Raw genomic sequence first — 18,586 nt, forward strand, 5'->3', positions numbered from 1 at the left:
CAACGACAGCGGCAGTTTGAAAGGAGTTCACCCATGCGCAAGCTTTTGTTGATCGTAGCGCTGCTCGTTGTTCTGACCGTCAGCGTCAGTGCAAAGGGCACGAATCCCTACGGCATGGCGGGTCAGTTCAAGCTCTGGTCCGCCGACACCATCCAGCAGTGGGGCATCGCCCTGGGGCTGCACTTCGACATCTGGGCGTACTACCAGGAAATCCAAGGCTCGGGCTACGAGTGGGCAGACACGACCGACGACTACATCGCCGACGTCTACAGCCGGAACCCCTTCGACCTCACCTTCTGCTTCTTCGACTGGTGGGAGTTCTCCGTGACCCCGACCTTCGCGGCGCACAAGGTCCTGGACACCGAGATAGAGGAGATCGGACTCTCCGAGCTCTTCATCGGGACGAAGTTCTACCCCATCTACGAGGATGATAACGGCTACCTGCCCGGGATGTCCCTCGTTCTGGGCTTCGATCTCGGGTCGGGTATCGCCCAGGAGGACGACCTCAAAACGAACTTCTACGACGAGGCGCTCAACTGGACGACCCACGGCGACACCAACATAGACTTCATCTACGCCCTCTCGAAGCACGTGGGCAAGAACGATCTCTTCAGCTACCACCTCAACCTCGGCTACCGGTTGACCCTGGGCACCTACGACCTCTACGAGTGGATGTTCGACGAGAGCACGGGCGATACGGAGCGGGTCGTGGCGATGAGCGACTACCCCGTGCCCGACTACTTCCTCTACGGCGCGGGCTTCGAGGTCAAGGCCACGGACAACTTCTCCTTCATCACCGACCTGGTCGGCAAGTACGCCTTCGCCGAGCAGCAGAAGCGCGACGGCCGGACCTACGCCGTCACCGACAACTGGTTCCAGGTCGTGCCCGGCATCCGTTTGTCCGGCGACGATTTCCTCTACTACGACTTCGCCGTGGCCCTGGGCGTGGGGAAGGATAACCCCTGGATCGAGGTCATAACCGGCTTCTCCGCCGACGTGAACCTGGTCCCCCGCGACACCGACGGGGACGGCATCCCGGACGACGTCGACGGCTGCCCCGAGGTCCCCGAGGACTTCGACGGCTTCGAGGACTTCGACGGCTGCCCCGATTTCGATAACGATAACGACGGCATCCCCGACACCGAGGACGAGTGCCCCGACGAGCCAGAGGACATGGACGGGTACAAGGACTCCGACGGTTGCCCCGACCCGGACAACGACTCGGACGGCATCCCGGACGAGAAGGACAAGTGCCCCAACGAGCCGGAGACGGTCAACGCGTTCGAGGACGAGGACGGCTGCCCGGACACCCCGCCCGTGATCTACGAAGGACCCAAGACCCTCTATCTCGAGGGCGTGAACTTCGAGCCGAACCTGGCCGTGATGCTGGTCGGCTCCTCCCGCAAGCTGGAGGAGGCCGCGCGGATCATGATCGAGAACCCCTTCATCAAGGTCCAGATCGTCGGCCACACCACCGACCGCGGCGACCGCACCTTCCTGATGCAGCTCTCCCGCGACCGCGCACAGGCCGTGGTGGACTCGCTGGTAAACGACTTCGGCATTGAACGGAACCGTCTGACCGCCGTGGGCAAGGGCCCCGACGATCCCATGGCCTCCAACGAGACCGCTTCGGGACGCGAGCAGAACCGCCGCATCGTGTTCGAGGTAGTTGATTAGCGGTAACTGACCGAAGAGAGGGTCCCGCGAGGGACCCTCTTTTAATACGAGGATGCGGGTGAGACTTACGAGTCGAGAGAGCCTCCGCGAGGGGCCCTCTTTTTTCCTGGGGCGGGGCTGCACGGGTGAGGCAAAAGCTCGTTCTTCGTTCGATCGGGGGGCAACCCCGTGTCGCACGCCGTGTCGGTGTGGCGGTTCGGCCCCCGATGAGCTATGATTACCAAGTTCGTCAGCACAATTTCTTGCCCGACGAGCTGCCTCGGGAAGTGACCCTCATCCGTTATTTTCCTTGCCCCAACATGGATTCCGTGCTCGACCAAGGGGGGTAAATTAAAGCGGATTCAAAAGACGTGAGGGGATACCATGCGTAAAAGCGCCGTTATCTGCCTCTTGATCGCCGTCGCCGCCCTGGCCGCGCCCAAGCTCAAAATCGCCTTTATCGGTATCGAGCCCAGCGGCGTCAGCGCCTCCGTGGCCGCAGGAGTTTCGGTCAGCTTCCGTGATGCGCTCATCAACACGCGCCGCTTCGAGGTCGTCGAACGGGAGCGCCTGGAGGCCCTGATGGAAGAGCAGGGGCTGGCGCTTTCCGGTTGTGTTACCACGGAGTGCTTCGTTCAGGTGGGTCAGTTGGCGGGCGCCCAGAAGGTGATTGTGGGAGAAGTCGCCCAGGTGGGCGGGTCCTACATCGTCAGCGTGCGGATGGTGGACGTTTACTCGGGCAAGGTGGAGCAGTCGCTCTCCGAGGTATCGCGCAGCCTGGAGGGCCTGTTGACGGCGGCCAACACGCTGGCCGTCAAGCTGTCCGAAACCATCTCCGTCGAGGGCACGGTGATTTCCGTTTCGGGAAACACCATCAAGACCGACCTCGGAAGCCAGGACGGCGTCAACGTGAACGACACGGTGTACCTGGTGCGCTTGGGCAAGGAGCACTATCATCCGGAGACCGGCCTGTTACTCGGCCGCGACATAAAGGAACTCGGGACGGCCACCATCACCCGGATTCTGGCCGATGAGCTCTCCGAGGCGGTCCTGAAGGGCTCATTTTCTGTGGTCGTCGGGGACAAGGTTAGGCTGGCGGCATCGCCGAGCGGCGTTCCGCCGGTTACTGTGCCGCCGGTCGAGACGCCGACGGTTGAAAAACCGCCGGAGGTAAGGCCGTCCGGCGCGGGCCGCATCGCCTTCAACTCAAGCCGCGACGGGGACTTGGAAATCTTCGTGATGGACTCAGACGGGCGCAACCAGACCCAGTTGACGAACAACACAAGCTGGGACAGCTATCCCGCCTGGAGTCCGGACGGCCGCCGCATCGCCTTCTCTTCCGACCCCACCGGAGAAATAGAATTCGAAATCTTCGTGATGGACGCCGACGGGCGCAATCAGACCCAGTTGACGACGGAGGGTGGAATGTATCCCGCTTGGAGTCCGGACAGCCGCCGCATCGCCTTTATCATCCACTCCAAACGCACATATAATATGGAAGTCTTCGTGATGGACGCCGATGGACACAACCTGACCCAGTTGACTGAATACGCCGCCAGTATGTATGGTCCCGCCTGGAGTCCCGACGGCCACCGAATCGCATTCGAGTCCGTGAGTACGGGGAAGGTTGGTTCGGAAATTTTCGTGATGGACGCCGACGGGCGCAACCAGACGCAGTTGACGACAAGAGGCGGCTATTGCCCCGCCTGGAGTCCCGACGGCCGCCGCATCGCCTTTCAGTCCAAACGCGACGGGAAATGGCAAATCTACGTGATGGACGCCGACGGAGGCAACCAGACGCAGTTGACCAATGATAGTAGTGCAGACTTGTATCCTGCCTGGAGCCCGGATGGCCGCCGTATCGCCTTTGAATCCAATCGCATCGGGGGCCAGGGAATCTACGCGAGCTGGGAAATCTTCGTGATGGACGCCGACGGGCGCAACCAGACGCAGTTGACGACAAGCGGTGATAACCGTAATCCCGCCTGGTGCCCGGTGGAGTAGGCCCTCACCCCGGCCTTTTGACCGAGGAGATAAAAAGTGCGGTTCTTCATCTCCCTGGACATGGAGGGCGTTTCGGGGCTGGTGAACTGGGCCGGTTTCGACCCCCCCGCGGGACCGGACCACGCCTTCGCCCGCCGCCAGGCCCTCGCCGAGGTTCTGGCCGTCATCGAGGGGCTCCGGGACGGCGCCCGGGAGGTCGGTGATCCGGTCGAGGGGGTCACGGTGGCCGACTCCCACGCCCGGGGGCTCAACCTCCCGCCCGACGGGTTGCCGCGCGACGTGACACTCATCCGCGGTTTCCCCCGACCCAACTACATGGTGGAGGGCCTCGGCCCGGAGCACGACCTGGCCTGCTTCGTCGGCTACCACAGCCGGGTGGGTCAATCCGACGCCCTGATGGACCACTCCTACTCCGGCGGCGCGATTTACGAGGTTCGGCTGGACGGGAAGGTCGTGGGCGAGACAGAGCTCAACGCCGCCTACGCCGCCCACTACGGTGTGCCGCTGGGGCTGGTGTCCGGCGACGCCGCCCTGGAGGCCCAGGTGGCCGAGAGCTTCGGCCCGAAAGTGGTATTCGTCCGGACGAAGGCGGGCATCGGTCGCTTCGCCGCCGCCTGCGAGCACCCCGAGAACGTTCTGGAGCGGCTGCGCGAGGGCGCCCGGCGGGCGGTCCTCTCGCGGAAGGAGCTACCGCTCCACCGGGTCGGTGAACCGTGCACCCTGGAGGTGGACCTCACCGAGACCCAGATGGCCGACCTGCTGGCGCTCTACCCCGGCTTCGAGCGGACCGGCGGGCGGCGGATCCGCATCACCGCGCCCGAGATGCCCATCCTCTACCGGGCCTACATGGGTCTGCTCCTGGTCGCCGGGATCGCTAAAAAACTCAGGGAAGGGTAACGTGCGCGTTCGAGGTCTCGCGCCGATCGTCCTTTCGTTTTTCCTCGCCTGCGGAGACGGGGGGGTCGAGGAGGAAGCCGTCCCCGACGCGCTCACCCGCCCCGAGCCAGATCCCGCCCGGATGGCGGGATGGCGCTGCGCCGGGCGCGACTGGACCCACTCTGGCGTCTTTCCCGGCGACGCCGCGGCGCCGCCCGTCGAGTGCTGGCGCCTCGCGACCGGCGGGACGACCTTCGCCTGGCCCGTCGCCGCGCCCGGAATCGCCGTCGCAGCCGACGAGGCGGGGCACGTGGTCGCCGCCGATCCCGCCACGGGGGAGGAGCGCTGGCGCGCGGACCTGGGCGAGCCGGTCCGCGGGGCGCCCGCGCTCACCGACGGCGCGGTTTACCTCTCCCTGGGCCGGGGGGCGGTGGTCTCCCTCGACCGCATCACGGGGGAGGTCCGGTGGCGCGTCGAGCTGGCCGGACCGTGCGACGTGGGCCCGACCCCCTACGGCAACTTCCTCTACGTGCCCGACGAGAGCGGAGCCCTCTTCGCCCTGGATAACCTCACCGGCGGCGTGGTCTGGGTTTACGCCGCGCCGTCCCCCATCCTGTCCCACCCGACGGTGGACGAGCGTTGCGTCTACTTCGCCTCCCAGGACGGCGTGGTCAGCGCCCTGGACCGGCGCACCGGCGAGGGGGTCTGGTCGGTCAGGGTGGAGGGGAGGGCCTACGGGGGGGTCACTCTGGCCGGGGCCGCGCTCTACATCGCCGCCCGCTCGGGACAGCTCGCCGCCCTGAACCCCGCCGACGGCGCCCTCTTGGCCCAGACCACCCTGGGCCAGCCGCCGGTCGGTCTGCCCGTCGTGACGGGGGGGGTCGTCGTCCTGGCCCACGACGGGGCGAAGATTGCGGCTTTATCTGTCGGCGATATGACCGAGCTGTGGCAGGTCGGCCTGGGTGACTACCCCGGCGGCGGCGCGGCGGTCGTCGGCGGGACTGTCGTCTGCCCCACGTGGTTCGGTACTCTTCGCGGTTACGACCTGAACGATGGTTCCAAGCTCTGGGAGGTCAAGTTGGGCGGCATGTGCGACGCCCCGCCCGTCGGCGACGACGAGGGCCGGATGCTCGTCCTCCGGCGCGACGGCGTGCTCATCTGCTTTAAAATTTCCACGGAGGTGCCGGCGTGAGCCCCGAGGAGCTGCTCGAGAGGGCCGCGGAGGCCCGTGGCCTGGCCCGCGCCCCGTATTCCGGGTACGCGGTGGGGGCCGTGGTGCTCTCGGCCGACGGCCGGGTTTTTCCCGGGGCGAACGTGGAGAACGCGGCCTACGGCGAATCCCTCTGCGCCGAGCGAAACGCCGCGGGGAGTGCAGTCTCCGCGGGAGCCCTGCCCATCACGGCCTGCGCCGTGGTCGCCGGGCGGGTGGGCTCCCCGTCGCGGGGCGTCTGGCCCTGCGGCGCCTGCCGTCAGTTCCTCTTCGAACTGGGAGGCGGCGGCCTCTTGGTCTATACTTTGGCCGACGATGGGTCGGTGGCGTCGGCCCGGTTGGCCGATCTCCTGCCACTACCCTTCGGGCGGGAACAACTGGAATAAAAGGAACCGCACCGACCCCCATGGCGTATCAAGGGATGAACGAGGACCCCGGCCGGGGTGTGTCGAGGCGGGGGGAAGAATCCGCCGCGGAGGGGGACGACGTGGAGCATGCGCTGACGGTGAGCTCCAGCGAACGGGAGGCCTACGAGGCCTTCGTGGAGGAGCACGCCCAGGAGGTCTACAACATCGCCATGGTCCTCACCGGGGATCGCTACCGGGCCGACGAACTGGCCCAGGAGGCGTTCCTGAAGCTCTACCGCTCCCTCCGGCACTTCGACCCCGACCGCTCGCTCCGGAACTGGCTCTACACGGTGCTCAAGAACCTCTACATAGATTCCTGGCGCCGCGAGAACCGGATGAAAACCAGCAGCATTGACGAGCCCGTATCCCTGGGCGGCGGCTCCTCGGTACCCTTCCAGCTCGAGAGCCCCGACCCGGACCCGGAGCGGACCGTCGGGTCCAACGAGGTGGCGGTGATAGTGCGGGACGCCGTCAGCCGGCTGCCCAAGAAATACTCCATGGCCGTCGCCCTGTGCGACCTGGAGGGGCTCACCTACGAGGAAATTTCCGAGGTGATGGAGTGCTCGATCGGGACGGTCCGCTCGCGCATCCATCGCGGACGCAAGCTCCTCCGCGAGCGCCTGGCCCACGTGGCGCCCCAGCTCCTGGGCTACACGCCTGCCTGAAGGGGCGGGTCGGCCGGCGGGTGGGGTGAAGCCGTCGTTAGTCGGTGTCGAGCTCTAAGAATACGACGGATCGGTCGGCGGGAGATGACGGGCCGGCGAGGGAATTGAAGAGAACGGCCGCTTTACGGGGAATGGGAAATCGTTGCCGGCGGGAGCTTCCGAGGATGGGGGGGAACGTAAAAGAACTCCGAGCGTATCCTTCACCGACGACACCGAACACCGAGTGACCGAGAGCCGGGAATCTGAGTAAAGTACTAGCATGAGCGGGTATTCGCCTTCACCGACAACACCGAGCGACCGAGAGCCGAGAATCTGAGTAAAGTACTAGCATGAGCGGGTATTCGCCTTCACCGACAACACCGAGCGACCGAGAGCCGAGAATCCGTAAAAAAACTTCGAGCATGTGCAGGCAGTCGTCGTCACTGACAAGACTGGACATCGAGCGGCCGAGAGCCGGGAATCCGAGTTAAGTACGAGCGCGAGCGGGTATTCACCTTCACCGACGACACCGAACATCGAGCGACCGAGAGCCGGGAATCTGAGTAAAGTACAAGCATGAGCAGGTATTCGCCTTCACCGACAACACCGAACATCGAGCGACTATGAGATGCTGGCGTGCCAAAGGTCTGTTTTCGGCCTACATGGACGACGAGCTGCGGGGGCGTGAGCTCGACGCATTCTCCGCGCACCTGGACGGGTGCCCGACCTGCCGGCGCGAGCTCGCCGAGCTGCGGGCGCTCAAGGAGGCCGTCGGCTCGGTCGGCTACCGGCTCCCCGCCGATTTCCACCAGGCCGTCCTGTCCCACTCGCGTCTCGCGGACCTGGTGACGGAGCGTTTCCGGTCGCGGAGCGAGGCCCGGTCGGCCCGGCCCAACCTGCGGCTGGTCCTGGTGGCCGCCTCCGTGGTCATCATCGCGGTCGGTGTGGGGCTCCTCGGCCTGGACAACATGGCGGGGACCGCGTCTCCGATGGCCCTCGATCTGCCGCAGATCAGCGACCGCGTGACCGATTCGTCGCCGTCGCCCGCCACCGAGCTCCGGCGCGAGGGGGACGGGGTGGCCGATGCTGTGGCGGAGGCGGTGCATAATGATAGTGGTCCCGAGGAATATCTCAGCGAGCATCTGGCCGCGGCCGAGGTGTCCCAGAGCTCCACCGAGGAACTCTCCCGCCACGTCCTCGCCGATGAGGCGCTCAGCCGCGCCGCCGATGTTCCCGTAGAAATTTCGACCGGCGCCCGCTTCTCCCTCGTCAGCGCCGGCTCCCCCATCCCGGACGCCGACGCCGGTCTGCCGAGCCTGCCCGCGGGGGACGCCGCGGATGTGGACACCGAGCCCGCCGCCGAGGCAACGGGAGAATAGGACGCTCCTTTGAGACGACCGACGCCGGGTTGCGCCCCGGCGTTTTTTAAACGGCCTGCATTCGGCGCTTTTTTCGTAAAATCCAGAACTAACCCCCCACTCCCTGCGTAATAGTTAGCGAATCATGTCGCGCAAGCTCACGATCCTGGTTCTTCTTTTCTGCGTCGCGGCCCTGGCCGAAACGGCGCTGGACGTGCTCACCCAGGCGCTCGTGGCCGAGCCGACCGTGGAGAATTACGTCGGCGAGAAGACGATAATCCTCTACAACGGTGCCCAGGCCGAGGCGATGGAGGTGCGCGTGAGCTTCGAGGCCGGCGGCGCGACGCGCACCGATTACCTCTCCCCGCCCGCCATGCGTGAGCGGGTCGTGATAGACGACGGCGCGGACCTCTACTCCTATGACCCGCACCTCGAGGTCACCGTCCACTCCGACTCCCCGCAGATGCTGGACGACCGCCTGAGCGACACCGAGCGCAGGGACCTCATCGCCGGCAACTACATCCTCGAGCTCGAGCCGAACCACACGGTGGCGGGGCGCGACGCCTACAGGGTCGAGATAACCTCGCGTCACAACGCCACACCCCACCGAATCCTCTGGATAGACTCCAAGAACTACCTCGTGCTGCAGAGCCGGGAGGAGTGCAACGATTCGGCCGCCAACACCGGTTTCTCCTGGATCGAGTTCAACGTGGAGTTCTCCCCCGATTACTTCTCTATGGGCCAGTTCACGGGCACGGTGGTCGAGGAGGCCGCGCCGGTCAGCAAATCCGCCCGGAACACGCTCCCGGAAGAGCTGGGGTTAGTGCCCGTCGTTCCCGAAAAGCTCCCCGGCGGTTTCGTCCTGGTCGAGACCAGATTGGGTTACCGGGCCAACGGTCAGTACGCCGCGCACCTCTCCTACACCGACGGCCTCGAGGGGCTCTCCGTCTTCGAGGAGGCGCAGGAGGGAAGTCTCAAGGGGCAGGAGATAGCCCTGGGCGAAACGATGGCACGCCTCTCCAAGAGCGCCAACTACTCGGTGCTCCAGTGGCGGGCCGGAGACATCACCTTCACCCTGGTCGGCCAGCTCACCAACTACGGCCTCTACCAGGTCGCCGCCTACTTCGTGACCGGGAAGTGAGGTGGGCGGTCGCCGGGGTGCCGTGAGAGGTCGCTCTGATTCTCGGGCGTTCGATTCGTATACTCAGGGGGCGGGTTCAAAGACCCGCCCTTAGGGGTGAGGTTTGAATAGCGCGTCACCCTCGTAGGGGCCGACCTAAAGGTCGGCCCCTACGTCATCGCAGCGTTAAGGTCAAAGGGGGCGTGAAAGCGGCGGGGAAAGGAATCCCCGCCCTACATTTCAGATTCGGCGTTACGGATAATGATCCCAACCCACCAGGCGCGAGAAAACCCTACCCTTCGTCGCCGGTCCCCCGGGCGCCGGCCTCCCACCGGCCGCCCCCCTTGACTATCCCCCGATCCGCGCCCTCCAAAAATGCCGTCAGCCGCGCGATGTCCTCGTTGGGCTCCAGCTCGGCCTTGATCCTCTCCAGGGCCCCCTTGGGCGCCAGCCCCGAGCGGTAGAGGATGCGGTAGGCCCGCTTGATGAGGCCGACGCGCTCGTCGGAGAAGCCGTGGCGCCGGAGACCGACTTCGTTGATCGAGCCGACGTGGGTCGCGGGGTAGTTGTAGACGAGCATGAAGGGGGGGACGCCCTGGGTGACCATACAGCCGCCGCCCGTGTAGGAGTAGGCGCCGATCCGGTTGAACTGCTGCACTCCCGTCAGGCCGCCGATTATCGCGTGGTCCTCCACCGTAACGTGGCCGGCCAGGGTCGCCAGATTGGCCAGAATCACCCCCGAGCCCACCACGCAGTCGTGGGCCACGTGGGAGTAGGCCATCAACAGGCACCCCGAGCCGACCACCGTCCGCATGTTCGCCTGCGTCCCCCGGTGGATGGTCACGCCCTCCCGGATGGTGTTGGAATTCCCGATGACGGTTTCGCTCGGCTCGCCGGCGAATTTCAGGTCCTGGGGGACGACCCCGATGACGGCGAAGGGGAAAACGGTGTTGCGCTCGCCGATTACCGTCGGCCCCTCGATGACGACGTGGCTCTTGAGCACCGTGCCGGCGCCGAGGGTCACGCCGGCGCCCACGCACGAGAAGGGGCCCACGACCACGTCTTCGGCCAGCCGCGCCTCGGGGTGAACGATGGAGCTGGCATGGACCTCGGGCATCTACTTCCCGGTTTTCGGAATCTTTTTCCCGTTGACCAACACCTCGACCCCGCCCTCGGGCACCTCGAAATAGCTGCTCATGACCCCGGAGACGGTCGTCTTTCCGTCCACGGAGGCCCGGGCCTTCATCTTGCACAGGCCGCGGTGGATGGTGACGATTTCGGTGTAGAGGTCGAGGCGGTCGCCGGGAACCACGGTGTGCCGGAGCTTCATGTCGTCGAAGCCCCGCAACAGGATTACCTGGCCCTCGGTTAGCTCGTAGGAGTAGTGGAGGAGGATACCACCCGCCTGGGCCAGCGCCTCGACCTGCAACACGCCCGGCATTATCGGCTCGCCGGGGAAGTGGCCGGTGAAGTACGGCTCGTTGTGGGTGACGTTCTTGTAGGCCTTGATGTAGTGGAGCGGCTCGACCTCCACTATCCGGTCCACCATCTGGAACGGGTAGCGGTGGGGCAGCTTGGCGAGGATGCCCTTGATGTCCATGATTCCGGGCGGCATGGGTTACGACCTCCCCGATTTAGGGTTCCGGCGACGGGAGGCAAGGGGTTTACGGCTGCGCCGTCGCAGGTATGCCGGGGGCATAGCTCGCTTCGCTCGGTTAAACCCCTTGTTTCCAATAAGGAGGGTGATTACGGCTTCGCCGACGCAAAGATACGGGTGATTTTACCACAAAGGGCACGCCCGGGGCGGCCCCGGTTTCGTTCCATACGGCGGCGTCCCCTCACGATCTCTTGCGTCTTCATGTCGATGTCTCGAGAGCCGTTAGGGCGGCTCGGTGCCAGCGGGCGATGTACTTGTCGGAGAGGTGCTCGGGGTGAGCCGCGAGGTAGTCGAGGCACCAGCACACAAGGCCATCCCAGGCGTCGTCGGGATCGACGGAGCGCAGCGACCAGCCGAGCTCGCCGAGCGTCCAATTCGACTTCGCAGCGTTTCGGAGCATCGACGTGGTCACCCAGTTCGGCTCGTCGTCGGAACCGCCGCGCGCGACCGGCACCACGTGATCGATGGTCGGGAAGAGCTCCCAATATACGATGTGGCAATCGCTCATCTTCCAGTTGGGATGAGCAGGAAACTCCTCGGGCATGACCTTCGAGAGCAGGCGCAGGGTCGCAGGAAAAACGAGGCGCGCGCCGGAGTAGCGGTCGGTGAAGCGGTCACGCAAGAACACGCGCATCGACTGAAGCTCCGTGTACTTGCGGCCCGTGTTCGCGTGGCGAATGAAGGGATACTCGGCAACGGCAATCGCTCGCGCGGCGTCGCAATCCTCGCGGAGCAGGGCGCCGCAGACCCGCGCGACGACGTCGGCCGGCCCTTGAACGTCAGCCCGCATCCTTCCAAACCTCCTCGGCGAGCTTGCCGAGCACGCTCGCGAGCTTCCCGTCGAAGACCTTGTTGAGGCGCACGAAGCCCCCCTGGGACTTGAACTGCCCCCGGTCGAGGGACTCGCGGTCGACGATGGTTTCGATCTTCACTTGTTCTGCGATGCGGTCGAGTCACTTCGACTGCTGCTCGGTGAACTTGTGCACCTTACGAAGTCGCTGGATGGCGCGGTCGACGGCTCCGGGGTCACCCGAGCTCCGCCCGGAGCCTGCGCGCCAGCCCCAGGTTGGAGGTGTGCCCGCCCTTGACGCTGATGACGTGGGCCCGGAGCGGGGCGCCGATCAGGGTGAGGTCGCCGAGGAGGTCGAGGACCTTGTGGCGTACGAACTCGTCGGCGAAGCGCAGGTTGTCGTTCAAAATTTCCTCGTCGCCGATTACGATGGCGCAGGCCAGCGAACCGCCGCGGATCAGCCCGGCCCGGCGCAGGGCCTGAACCTCGTGGAGGAAGCAGAAGGTGCGGGCGGGCGCTATCTCCTCGGCGTAGCGCCCGTCCTCGCCGCTGAAGTCCAGGTACTGGCTCCGCAGCACGGGGTGGTCGAAGTGGAGGGCGAAGGAGACTCGGAGCGGTCCGGGGTGCGGCAGGACGATCATCTGGGCCGTGCCGGTGTCGTGGACGATGGGCCGCTTTGGTTCCAGGTAGCGCCGCGGGGCGTCCTGCTCCACGCGGCCCGCCTCGCACAGGGCGTTCACGAAGGGCAGTGCGCTGCCGTCGGTTACGGGGGGCTCGCTGGAGTCCACCTCGATGACCGCGTTGTCCACCCCGCAGCCGGAGAGGGCGGAGAGGATATGCTCCACGGTGTGGACCTCCACCTCGCCCGCCCCCAGGGTCGTGCCCCGGGAGGTGTCCATCACGTATTCGGCGAGGGCCTGTATCTCGGGCTTCCCGGGCAGGTCCACCCTCCGGAAGAGGTAACCCGTGTCCGCCTCGGCGGGCAGGTACCTCATCCGGCAGAGGTCGCCGGTGTGGAGGCCGATTCCCGTCAGCTCCACCGCGCGGGCGATGGTCCTCTGCCTTTCCGCTTTATCCACCACCGCGGCCCTCCAGCTCCGCGATCCGCTTCTCGAGCTCTTCGATTCTACGCAGGAGCGCCCGGTGTTCCCGGCGCATCTCGGGCAGGTCGGAGACGGCGGCCTCGATCCTGGCCGCGCGTCGGACCGGTCGGGCCGGGGAGCCGAACCAGCGTTCCCCGGCGGGGATGTTGCGGGAGACGCCGGACTGGGCGGTGACGACCACGCCGTCACCGATCACGAGGTGGCCGGCTATTCCCACCTGCCCGGCGAGCTGCACCCGGTCGCCGATGGTGCACGAGCCCGAAATCCCCACCTGGGCTGCCATGGCGCTGTCCTCCCCCACGCTGACGTTGTGGGCGATCTGGACCAGGTTGTCTATCTTGACCCCGCGGGCGATTCGGGTCGGCCCCAGCGCCCCCCGGTCCACGCAGGCGTTGCAGCCTATCTCCACGTCGTCGCCGGTGACGACCCAGCCCATCTGGGGTATCTTGTGGAAGCGCCCCTCGGCGTCGGGCGCATACCCGAAGCCGTCCGAGCCGATCACCGCCCCCGGGTAGACGATGTTGCGCGCCCCGAGCTCGCACCGCTCCCGGATGACCACGTTGGGGTAGATGATGGAGTCGGGGCCCACACCGGTGCCCTCGCCGATGTACACCCCGCTCATCACGATGGTCCGGTCGCCGAGCCTGACGGCGGCCCCGAGGGTGACGTGGGGGCCGACGGCGACCCCCTCGCCCAGCACGGCGGACGGGTCCACCGAGGCCGAGGGGTGCACGCCCGCCGGCGGGTAGGGGATGGACGGGGCGAACCTTCTGGCGATCTGTGTGTAACCGAGGTAGGGGTTGGGGCAGCGGATGTACGCCAGATTGCCGACGGGCGGCGTCTTCTCGTCAATTATCACCGCCGCCGCCCGGCACCGGGGCAGGAGCTTCGCGTATCGCCTGTTGGCTAAAAAAGTGACCTGGTCCGGGCCGGCCGCCTCGAGGGTGCTTATCCCGCTCACGCGCACCGAGGGGTCGCCCCTCTCCAGCGAGCCACCGGTGATGACGGCTATCTCCCCCAGGCTCAGAGCCACGTCTCCCCCCCTCGAAGGGGTGCCGGGGACTTCCACCTACTCCGCCCCGGCGGCGGTGTTCAGCACCTCGATTATCTCGTCGGTGATGTCGTAGATGTCCTTGCCGTAGATGAGGGCCGTCATGTCCAGGATGAGGTCGTACTCGGTCGTCTGGCCGAGCTGGTCTATCGCCGCGTAGATTTTCTCGATGAGCTTGTCCAGCTCCTGCTTCTCCCTGGCCTGGAGGGCCTGGATGGCGCCGTCCCGGAGCTGGCTCGCCTGGGTGTATATCTGCTCGATTTCGGCGTTGATCTCGTCCCGTTTCTCGTCGGAGAGCGGCGTGTCCAGTTTCTTCTGCAGCTCGATGATCTGCTGCTGGTACTCGTCCAGGCGGGGCTGAACCTCGAGCTCCTTCTGCCGCGTCTCCTCCTCCAGGGTCTTCAAAGCGTCCTGGAAGAGTATCCACTCGTCCTGGACGCGCTGGAGGTCAACGTAGGCGATGACGAGGGGTTGCTGCTCTTCGTCGCCGTCGTCCTGGGCCGCGATCGGGGTTACGAAAAGGGCCAGTAACAGGGTCAGCGGTAGAATCCTTTTCATGGATGCCTCGCAGGGAGAATTACCGTTACCCAAGGATAGCATAACGGTGACGCTGTAGCCGTAAACACATCAGATACCGGTCATCGCCGTGCGTACTCCGGGACGAAGCCGTAGCTCGACTCCCATTCGCCGGGCTCCAACCTCTCCAGCCCGCGGGCGTCGTCCCGCCGGTGCAGTATCGTGAGGGTGGGGTAGAGCGGTAACACGAGGTGGTACTCCGTCCAGAACTCCGGCCGCCGGAGGAGGTCCATCTCGTAGAAGAGGGGCGGCTGGGCCCCGGACAGGAGCTCGCCCGGGGTGATGTTCAGCACGAACCACTCCGGCTTTTTGGCCAGGACGTAGTCGTTGTCGAACCGCTCGTGCCCCGGGAAGCCGAAGCCGGCGATGCTCACCCCCTCCCGGGCGATGTGGCGGTCCATCAGCCCCACCATGTCTATGGTGTACAGATCGGTGAAGTAGGGGATGATGCCGGTCGAGGTCAGGGCCACCCGGTCGTCGGGGTCGGCGTATTCGTTGAGCCACCGGGCCGTGAGGTACCGCTGCTGGACCCCGAAGCGCATGGGGCTGAAGGCCATCGAGGGGTCGGCCTCCAGGTGCGTGAGGAATAAAAGGCCGGCCAGGGCCAAGACGGCGGCGGGGATGCGGATAATCCTCCCCCATTTCTTTTCTCGGAGCCGTTCGAAGAGGTTCAGGTAACCGGCGGCCCCCACGAGGACGAGGATTGGCAGGGTGTGGTGGAACAGGCGCAACGACATCCAGTCGCCGCCGATGGCCGCCAGATATATCCAGTACAGGAGGCACCCCGTGAGGAACGGCAGGACCCTGGCCCCCCACCGCCTCCAGGGGAAGAAGACCGCGCCGACGAAGAGGAGCGCCTGGGCCTTCACGAAGGTCAACAGGTACTCCAGGCCCCGGCCGATGACCCGCAGATTGATGCCCACCTTGGCGTAGAACGTGTTCGGCAGCCAATCTCCGTAGTACGAGAGCCGGAAGATGAGCTGGCCGGCGACCATGAGCACGCCGGGGGCGAGGAGGAGGGCCGCCCGCAGCGGCCGCCTCCCCTTCTCCAGGAGGACGACAACGAGGGCCGGGATGCCGAAGAGGACGGCGTCGGGGCGCGTCAGGACGCTCAGACCGAGGAACACCCCCGCTCCCAGCGTCTCGCGCAGCCTCGCCTTCTCGTCGGCGCCCTCCCGTCCGAGGAGGAGGTAAAACCCCGCCAGGAGGGTCAACGCCAGGGTGGAGACCTCCATGGAGCCCGGGAGGGTCCACCAGATGAAGGTGCCGTTGAGGGCCAGGGCCAGCGCCGCCGCCGGCCCGAGCCAGGAATCCTTCCCCGCGATGCGGCGGCCCAGGAGCCAGACCAGGCACAGCGCGCCGGCTCCGGAAAGACCGGCCAGGAGCTTCACCGCCAGCGTCCCGGGGATGCCCAGACCGATGAGCGGCGTGAGGGTGAGGACCCACAGGAAGTTGGTGTAACCCTCGACCCGCTCGCCCACGTTGTACACCGGTCCCTGCCCCTGGGCCCAGTGCTGGGCGTAGCGCAGGGTGATGTAGGCGTCGTCCGCCGAAAGCCAGTTCATCCGGGAGCTGTACCAAAGGGAGAGCCCCAGCCAGACCGCCAGGGCGATGACGAGGAGCGACCGCTGTAGTCCTTCCCCGTTTGCCGGGGGCATAGCTCGCTTCGCTCGGTTCTCCACCTCGGCCCCTAGAAGGTTTGGGCGATGCTGAAGTGGAGGCGGCCCTTGGGCACGTCCTCGCTCCAGCCGTAGTCGAATCCCAGGAGCCCCACCATGGGGATGTCTATCCGGACGCCCACGCCGTAGCCGAAGACCAGGTCGCCCCAGTCAACCTCCGTCAGATTTCCCCAGGTGTTCCCCGAATCCAGAAAGGTCATGCCGTACACCATGTTCTCCACGATGGGGACGCGGTACTCGAGGTTGTAGTAGAGCTTGAAATTACCGCCGATGACGTTACCGTCCGAGTCGCGGGGCGAAAGGCTGAAGTCGTGGTAACCGCGGACGTCTGACCCGCCGGTGTAGAAGCGCTCGTAGACCGGGACCTTCTCCGTGTCGGAGTAGGAGTCTGCGAATCCCGCGTAGAGTCTCATCGCCAACGCCGTTTTCCAGAAGCCGGGGAAGTAGGTGGTGGCGTAGCCCGTTATCTTGTAGAAGTCCTGGTCCCCGCCGAAAGGGCCCCCGGCGACCTCGAAGCTCAGGTACTGGCGTGAGCCGGTGGTGGGGAAGAAGTAGTTGTCGCGTGTGTCCCGCATGAGGGAGAGGGTCACCGAACTGGTCAGCTTGGTGCCGGCGGCCTCCCGGGTGGACTCGCTGGCGTCGTCGTAGGGGTTGATGGTGTTCTCGGCGTAGTCGTACCGGATCCGCCAGGAGGCGTCATCGCCCAGGGGGCGCCCCACGAGGCCGTAGAAGCCGAACTTGACCTGTTCGTAATCGAAGCGGGTCTGGACCGAGGAGTGGTAGGCGCCCGCACCGACGGCGGTGTGGGTGTCCAGGAACCAGGGCTCGAGGAAGGAGAGGGAAAGGTTGGACACGGTGGCGCCCAGGTCGGCCGAGAGGGTGAGCTCCTGACCCCCGCCCTTGGACTTCCAGATTTCGGGCAGCGCCTCGGTGTCGAAGTTGATCCATCCGATGGAGAAGTTGGCCATCAGGCCGTCCCGGGTGGAGTAACCGCCCCCCACCGAGATGCGCGTCGTCCCCTCGCGCTCCACCACCCGCACCGTGAGGTCAATGACCTTGGCCACCGGGTCTATCCGCCAGTCAGGGACGACGTTCTCGAAGTACTGCAGGTTGAAGATGCGCTCCAGGGAACGGCGGAAGGCCTTCCCGTCGAACACCTCGCCCGGGTAAATGGTGAACTCGCGCCGGATGACCTTGTCCTTGGTGAAGGTGTTGCCGACTATTTCGATCTTGCCCACCGTCGCCGGCTCGCCCTCGTCCAGGACCCAGTGGTACGTGACGGTGTTCGTCTCTTCGTCTATCTCCTTCGGTTCGTCTATCTGGAGGAAGACGTAGCCGTACTCCCAGTAGTCGTCGCGGATGGCCTCCAGGGAGGCTTCGTAGGCGCCGATGTCCAGGACGTCGCCCGGGGCGATCTGGAGGTCGCGCTCGATCCGGCGGTCGGACAGGATGTAATTCCCCTCCCAGGTCACGCCGCCGAAGTAGTACCGCTCGCCCTCGTAGATGGTGATCAGGATGTCCACCTCGTCCTCGGTGTCCGAGAAGTCGAGCTTGTAGTCCTCCACCCGGGCGTTCAGGTACCCGCCGTTGTTGTAGCCGTCCACGATGGCGGCGAGGTCGCTCTCGAACACCTTCTGATCGAAGGTCTCCGAGTTCCACCACTCGTCCTCGGAGAGCTGCATGAAGAGGTTGCGTATCTCCCAGTCCGAGTAGGCCTCGTTGCCCTCGAAGGCGATGGTGCGGATCCAGATCTCGGAGCCCTCCTCGATGACGAACTTCACGTCCACCGTGCCGCCGGAGCCGGGCGAGGTCTCGGGGGTGACGCGGCAGTGGATGAGCCCCTTCTCGTCGGCCATGTCCTCGATAGCCAGCACGGCCGTGTTCAGGACCGACGGGTCGAGGGGTTGACCGCTCTTGACCCGGCTCTCGATGGCATCGGCCACGTCGTCCTCGTTGAGCTCCTCCACGCCGACGTAGGACACGACGCCGATGGTCCCCCGTTCCACCACCTCGAAGATGAGCTTTACCCCGTCCTCGTAGGGCTCCGTCAGGACGGCGACGTCGTCGAAGACACCCTGATCGAATAGACGGGTGATGTCGGCGGCGACGGCGTCGGGGTCCAGGGGCTGGCCGACGCGCGAGGAGACGCGCTCGAAGACGTACTGGTCGTCGTAGATGCGGTTGCCGCGGACCTCCATGGCGCGGATGACGGGCGCCTGGTCCTGCGCGTGGGCTGTCGCACCGAGGAGGAGGACGACAAAAAGGGCGTAAACGGGGCCTTTTATGGGCATGATTGCGACGGCGTTCCGACGGATGGTGTTGTGGCAGGCGATTTTGCCACGTCGGCCGAGGGGCTGTCAACCTCGGAGGAAGGCCCGGATTAAAAAGACGAGGGTTCCCGTCGTCCGAGCCCCCCTTCAATACGCAGACGACGTCAAATGGTGCCCGCCGACAA

17 protein-coding genes are annotated in these 18,586 nt (G+C 65.7%); 8 read left to right on the forward strand and 9 right to left on the reverse strand.

Features of this window, described 5'->3' with window-relative positions; translation table 11 throughout:
* The first annotated feature begins 33 nt into the window (after positions 1 to 33).
* The 8 genes from VM054_11730 to VM054_11765 all read left to right on the forward strand — a co-directional run bounded on the left by VM054_11730 (position 34) and on the right by VM054_11765 (position 9,296).
* On the forward strand, positions 34 to 1,677 hold the full coding sequence (locus tag VM054_11730) for an OmpA family protein (protein ID HUT99727.1): 1,644 nt from the start codon (positions 34 to 36) through the stop codon (positions 1,675 to 1,677).
* Between the two features lie 363 nt (positions 1,678 to 2,040).
* Positions 2,041 to 3,660 (forward strand): CsgG/HfaB family protein, encoded by a 1,620-nt coding sequence (locus VM054_11735; protein ID HUT99728.1) that lies wholly within the window; start codon positions 2,041 to 2,043, stop codon positions 3,658 to 3,660.
* Positions 3,661 to 3,696: 36 nt separating this feature from the next.
* Positions 3,697 to 4,557, forward strand: coding sequence for a M55 family metallopeptidase (locus VM054_11740; protein HUT99729.1), 861 nt, complete (start codon positions 3,697 to 3,699; stop codon positions 4,555 to 4,557).
* Between the two features lies 1 nt (position 4,558).
* Complete coding sequence (locus VM054_11745; protein ID HUT99730.1) at positions 4,559 to 5,728, forward strand: PQQ-binding-like beta-propeller repeat protein; 1,170 nt, start codon at positions 4,559 to 4,561, stop codon at positions 5,726 to 5,728.
* Positions 5,725 to 6,132 carry a cytidine deaminase gene (locus VM054_11750; protein HUT99731.1) on the forward strand — a complete coding sequence of 136 codons (408 nt, stop codon included), beginning with the start codon at positions 5,725 to 5,727 and terminating at the stop codon, positions 6,130 to 6,132. The genes VM054_11745 and VM054_11750 overlap by 4 nt, the downstream gene beginning before the upstream one ends.
* A 35-nt stretch (positions 6,133 to 6,167) precedes the next feature.
* Entirely contained in the window at positions 6,168 to 6,818 is a 651-nt protein-coding gene (locus tag VM054_11755) for a sigma-70 family RNA polymerase sigma factor (protein HUT99732.1), read from the forward strand.
* A gap of 602 nt (positions 6,819 to 7,420) precedes the next feature.
* Complete coding sequence (locus tag VM054_11760; GenBank protein HUT99733.1) at positions 7,421 to 8,176, forward strand: zf-HC2 domain-containing protein; 756 nt, start codon at positions 7,421 to 7,423, stop codon at positions 8,174 to 8,176.
* Positions 8,177 to 8,300: 124 nt separating this feature from the next.
* Entirely contained in the window at positions 8,301 to 9,296 is a 996-nt protein-coding gene (locus VM054_11765; protein ID HUT99734.1) for a sigma-E factor regulatory protein RseB domain-containing protein, read from the forward strand.
* Between the two features lie 271 nt (positions 9,297 to 9,567).
* On the opposite strand, the gene lpxA is transcribed toward VM054_11765, so the two are convergent.
* The 9 genes from lpxA to bamA form a co-directional block, all read right to left on the reverse strand.
* Complete coding sequence (lpxA, locus tag VM054_11770; protein HUT99735.1) at positions 9,568 to 10,392, reverse strand: acyl-ACP--UDP-N-acetylglucosamine O-acyltransferase; 825 nt, start codon at positions 10,390 to 10,392, stop codon at positions 9,568 to 9,570.
* Positions 10,393 to 10,890 carry a 3-hydroxyacyl-ACP dehydratase FabZ gene (gene fabZ, locus VM054_11775; GenBank protein ID HUT99736.1) on the reverse strand — a complete coding sequence of 166 codons (498 nt, stop codon included), beginning with the start codon at positions 10,888 to 10,890 and terminating at the stop codon, positions 10,393 to 10,395.
* A gap of 241 nt (positions 10,891 to 11,131) precedes the next feature.
* The gene (locus VM054_11780) at positions 11,132 to 11,722 is read right to left on the reverse strand and encodes an HNH endonuclease (GenBank protein HUT99737.1); all 591 of its coding nucleotides are present in this window, start codon (positions 11,720 to 11,722) and stop codon (positions 11,132 to 11,134) included.
* Positions 11,712 to 11,876, reverse strand: coding sequence for a type I restriction-modification enzyme R subunit C-terminal domain-containing protein (locus tag VM054_11785; protein ID HUT99738.1), 165 nt, complete (start codon positions 11,874 to 11,876; stop codon positions 11,712 to 11,714). The genes VM054_11780 and VM054_11785 overlap by 11 nt, the downstream gene beginning before the upstream one ends.
* 82 nt (positions 11,877 to 11,958) lie before the next feature.
* Positions 11,959 to 12,801, reverse strand: a complete 843-nt coding sequence (gene lpxC, locus VM054_11790; GenBank protein ID HUT99739.1) for a UDP-3-O-acyl-N-acetylglucosamine deacetylase — start codon at positions 12,799 to 12,801, stop codon at positions 11,959 to 11,961.
* Positions 12,794 to 13,858: a UDP-3-O-(3-hydroxymyristoyl)glucosamine N-acyltransferase gene (gene lpxD, locus VM054_11795; GenBank protein HUT99740.1), complete on the reverse strand. Its 1,065-nt coding sequence runs from the start codon at positions 13,856 to 13,858 to the stop codon at positions 12,794 to 12,796. The genes lpxC and lpxD overlap by 8 nt, the downstream gene beginning before the upstream one ends.
* Positions 13,859 to 13,894: 36 nt before the next feature.
* Positions 13,895 to 14,434, reverse strand: coding sequence for an OmpH family outer membrane protein (locus VM054_11800; protein HUT99741.1), 540 nt, complete (start codon positions 14,432 to 14,434; stop codon positions 13,895 to 13,897).
* Between the two features lie 80 nt (positions 14,435 to 14,514).
* The gene (locus VM054_11805) at positions 14,515 to 16,110 is read right to left on the reverse strand and encodes a glycosyltransferase family 39 protein (GenBank protein HUT99742.1); all 1,596 of its coding nucleotides are present in this window, start codon (positions 16,108 to 16,110) and stop codon (positions 14,515 to 14,517) included.
* Between the two features lie 32 nt (positions 16,111 to 16,142).
* Complete coding sequence (gene bamA / locus VM054_11810; GenBank protein HUT99743.1) at positions 16,143 to 18,422, reverse strand: outer membrane protein assembly factor BamA; 2,280 nt, start codon at positions 18,420 to 18,422, stop codon at positions 16,143 to 16,145.
* Between the last annotated feature and the right edge of the window lie 164 nt (positions 18,423 to 18,586).

The sequence above is a fragment of the bacterium genome, assembly GCA_035528375.1.
Classification (GTDB): domain Bacteria; phylum RBG-13-66-14; class RBG-13-66-14; order RBG-13-66-14; family RBG-13-66-14; genus RBG-13-66-14.

Bases quoted from the DNA above. Each gene is read 5' to 3' on its own strand.
- bamA (HUT99743.1), bottom strand. From the start codon at position 18,422: ATGCCCATAAAAGGCCCCGTTTACGCCCTTTTTGTCGTCCTCCTCCTC.
- VM054_11780 (HUT99737.1), bottom strand. From the start codon at position 11,722: ATGCGGGCTGACGTTCAAGGGCCGGCCGACGTCGTCGCGCGGGTCTGC.
- fabZ (HUT99736.1), bottom strand. From the start codon at position 10,890: ATGCCGCCCGGAATCATGGACATCAAGGGCATCCTCGCCAAGCTGCCC.
- VM054_11735 (HUT99728.1), top strand. From the start codon at position 2,041: ATGCGTAAAAGCGCCGTTATCTGCCTCTTGATCGCCGTCGCCGCCCTG.
- VM054_11800 (HUT99741.1), bottom strand. From the start codon at position 14,434: ATGAAAAGGATTCTACCGCTGACCCTGTTACTGGCCCTTTTCGTAACC.
- VM054_11760 (HUT99733.1), top strand. From the start codon at position 7,421: ATGAGATGCTGGCGTGCCAAAGGTCTGTTTTCGGCCTACATGGACGAC.
- VM054_11765 (HUT99734.1), top strand. From the start codon at position 8,301: ATGTCGCGCAAGCTCACGATCCTGGTTCTTCTTTTCTGCGTCGCGGCC.
- VM054_11805 (HUT99742.1), bottom strand. From the start codon at position 16,110: ATGCCCCCGGCAAACGGGGAAGGACTACAGCGGTCGCTCCTCGTCATC.
- lpxA (HUT99735.1), bottom strand. From the start codon at position 10,392: ATGCCCGAGGTCCATGCCAGCTCCATCGTTCACCCCGAGGCGCGGCTG.
- VM054_11755 (HUT99732.1), top strand. From the start codon at position 6,168: ATGAACGAGGACCCCGGCCGGGGTGTGTCGAGGCGGGGGGAAGAATCC.
- VM054_11730 (HUT99727.1), top strand. From the start codon at position 34: ATGCGCAAGCTTTTGTTGATCGTAGCGCTGCTCGTTGTTCTGACCGTC.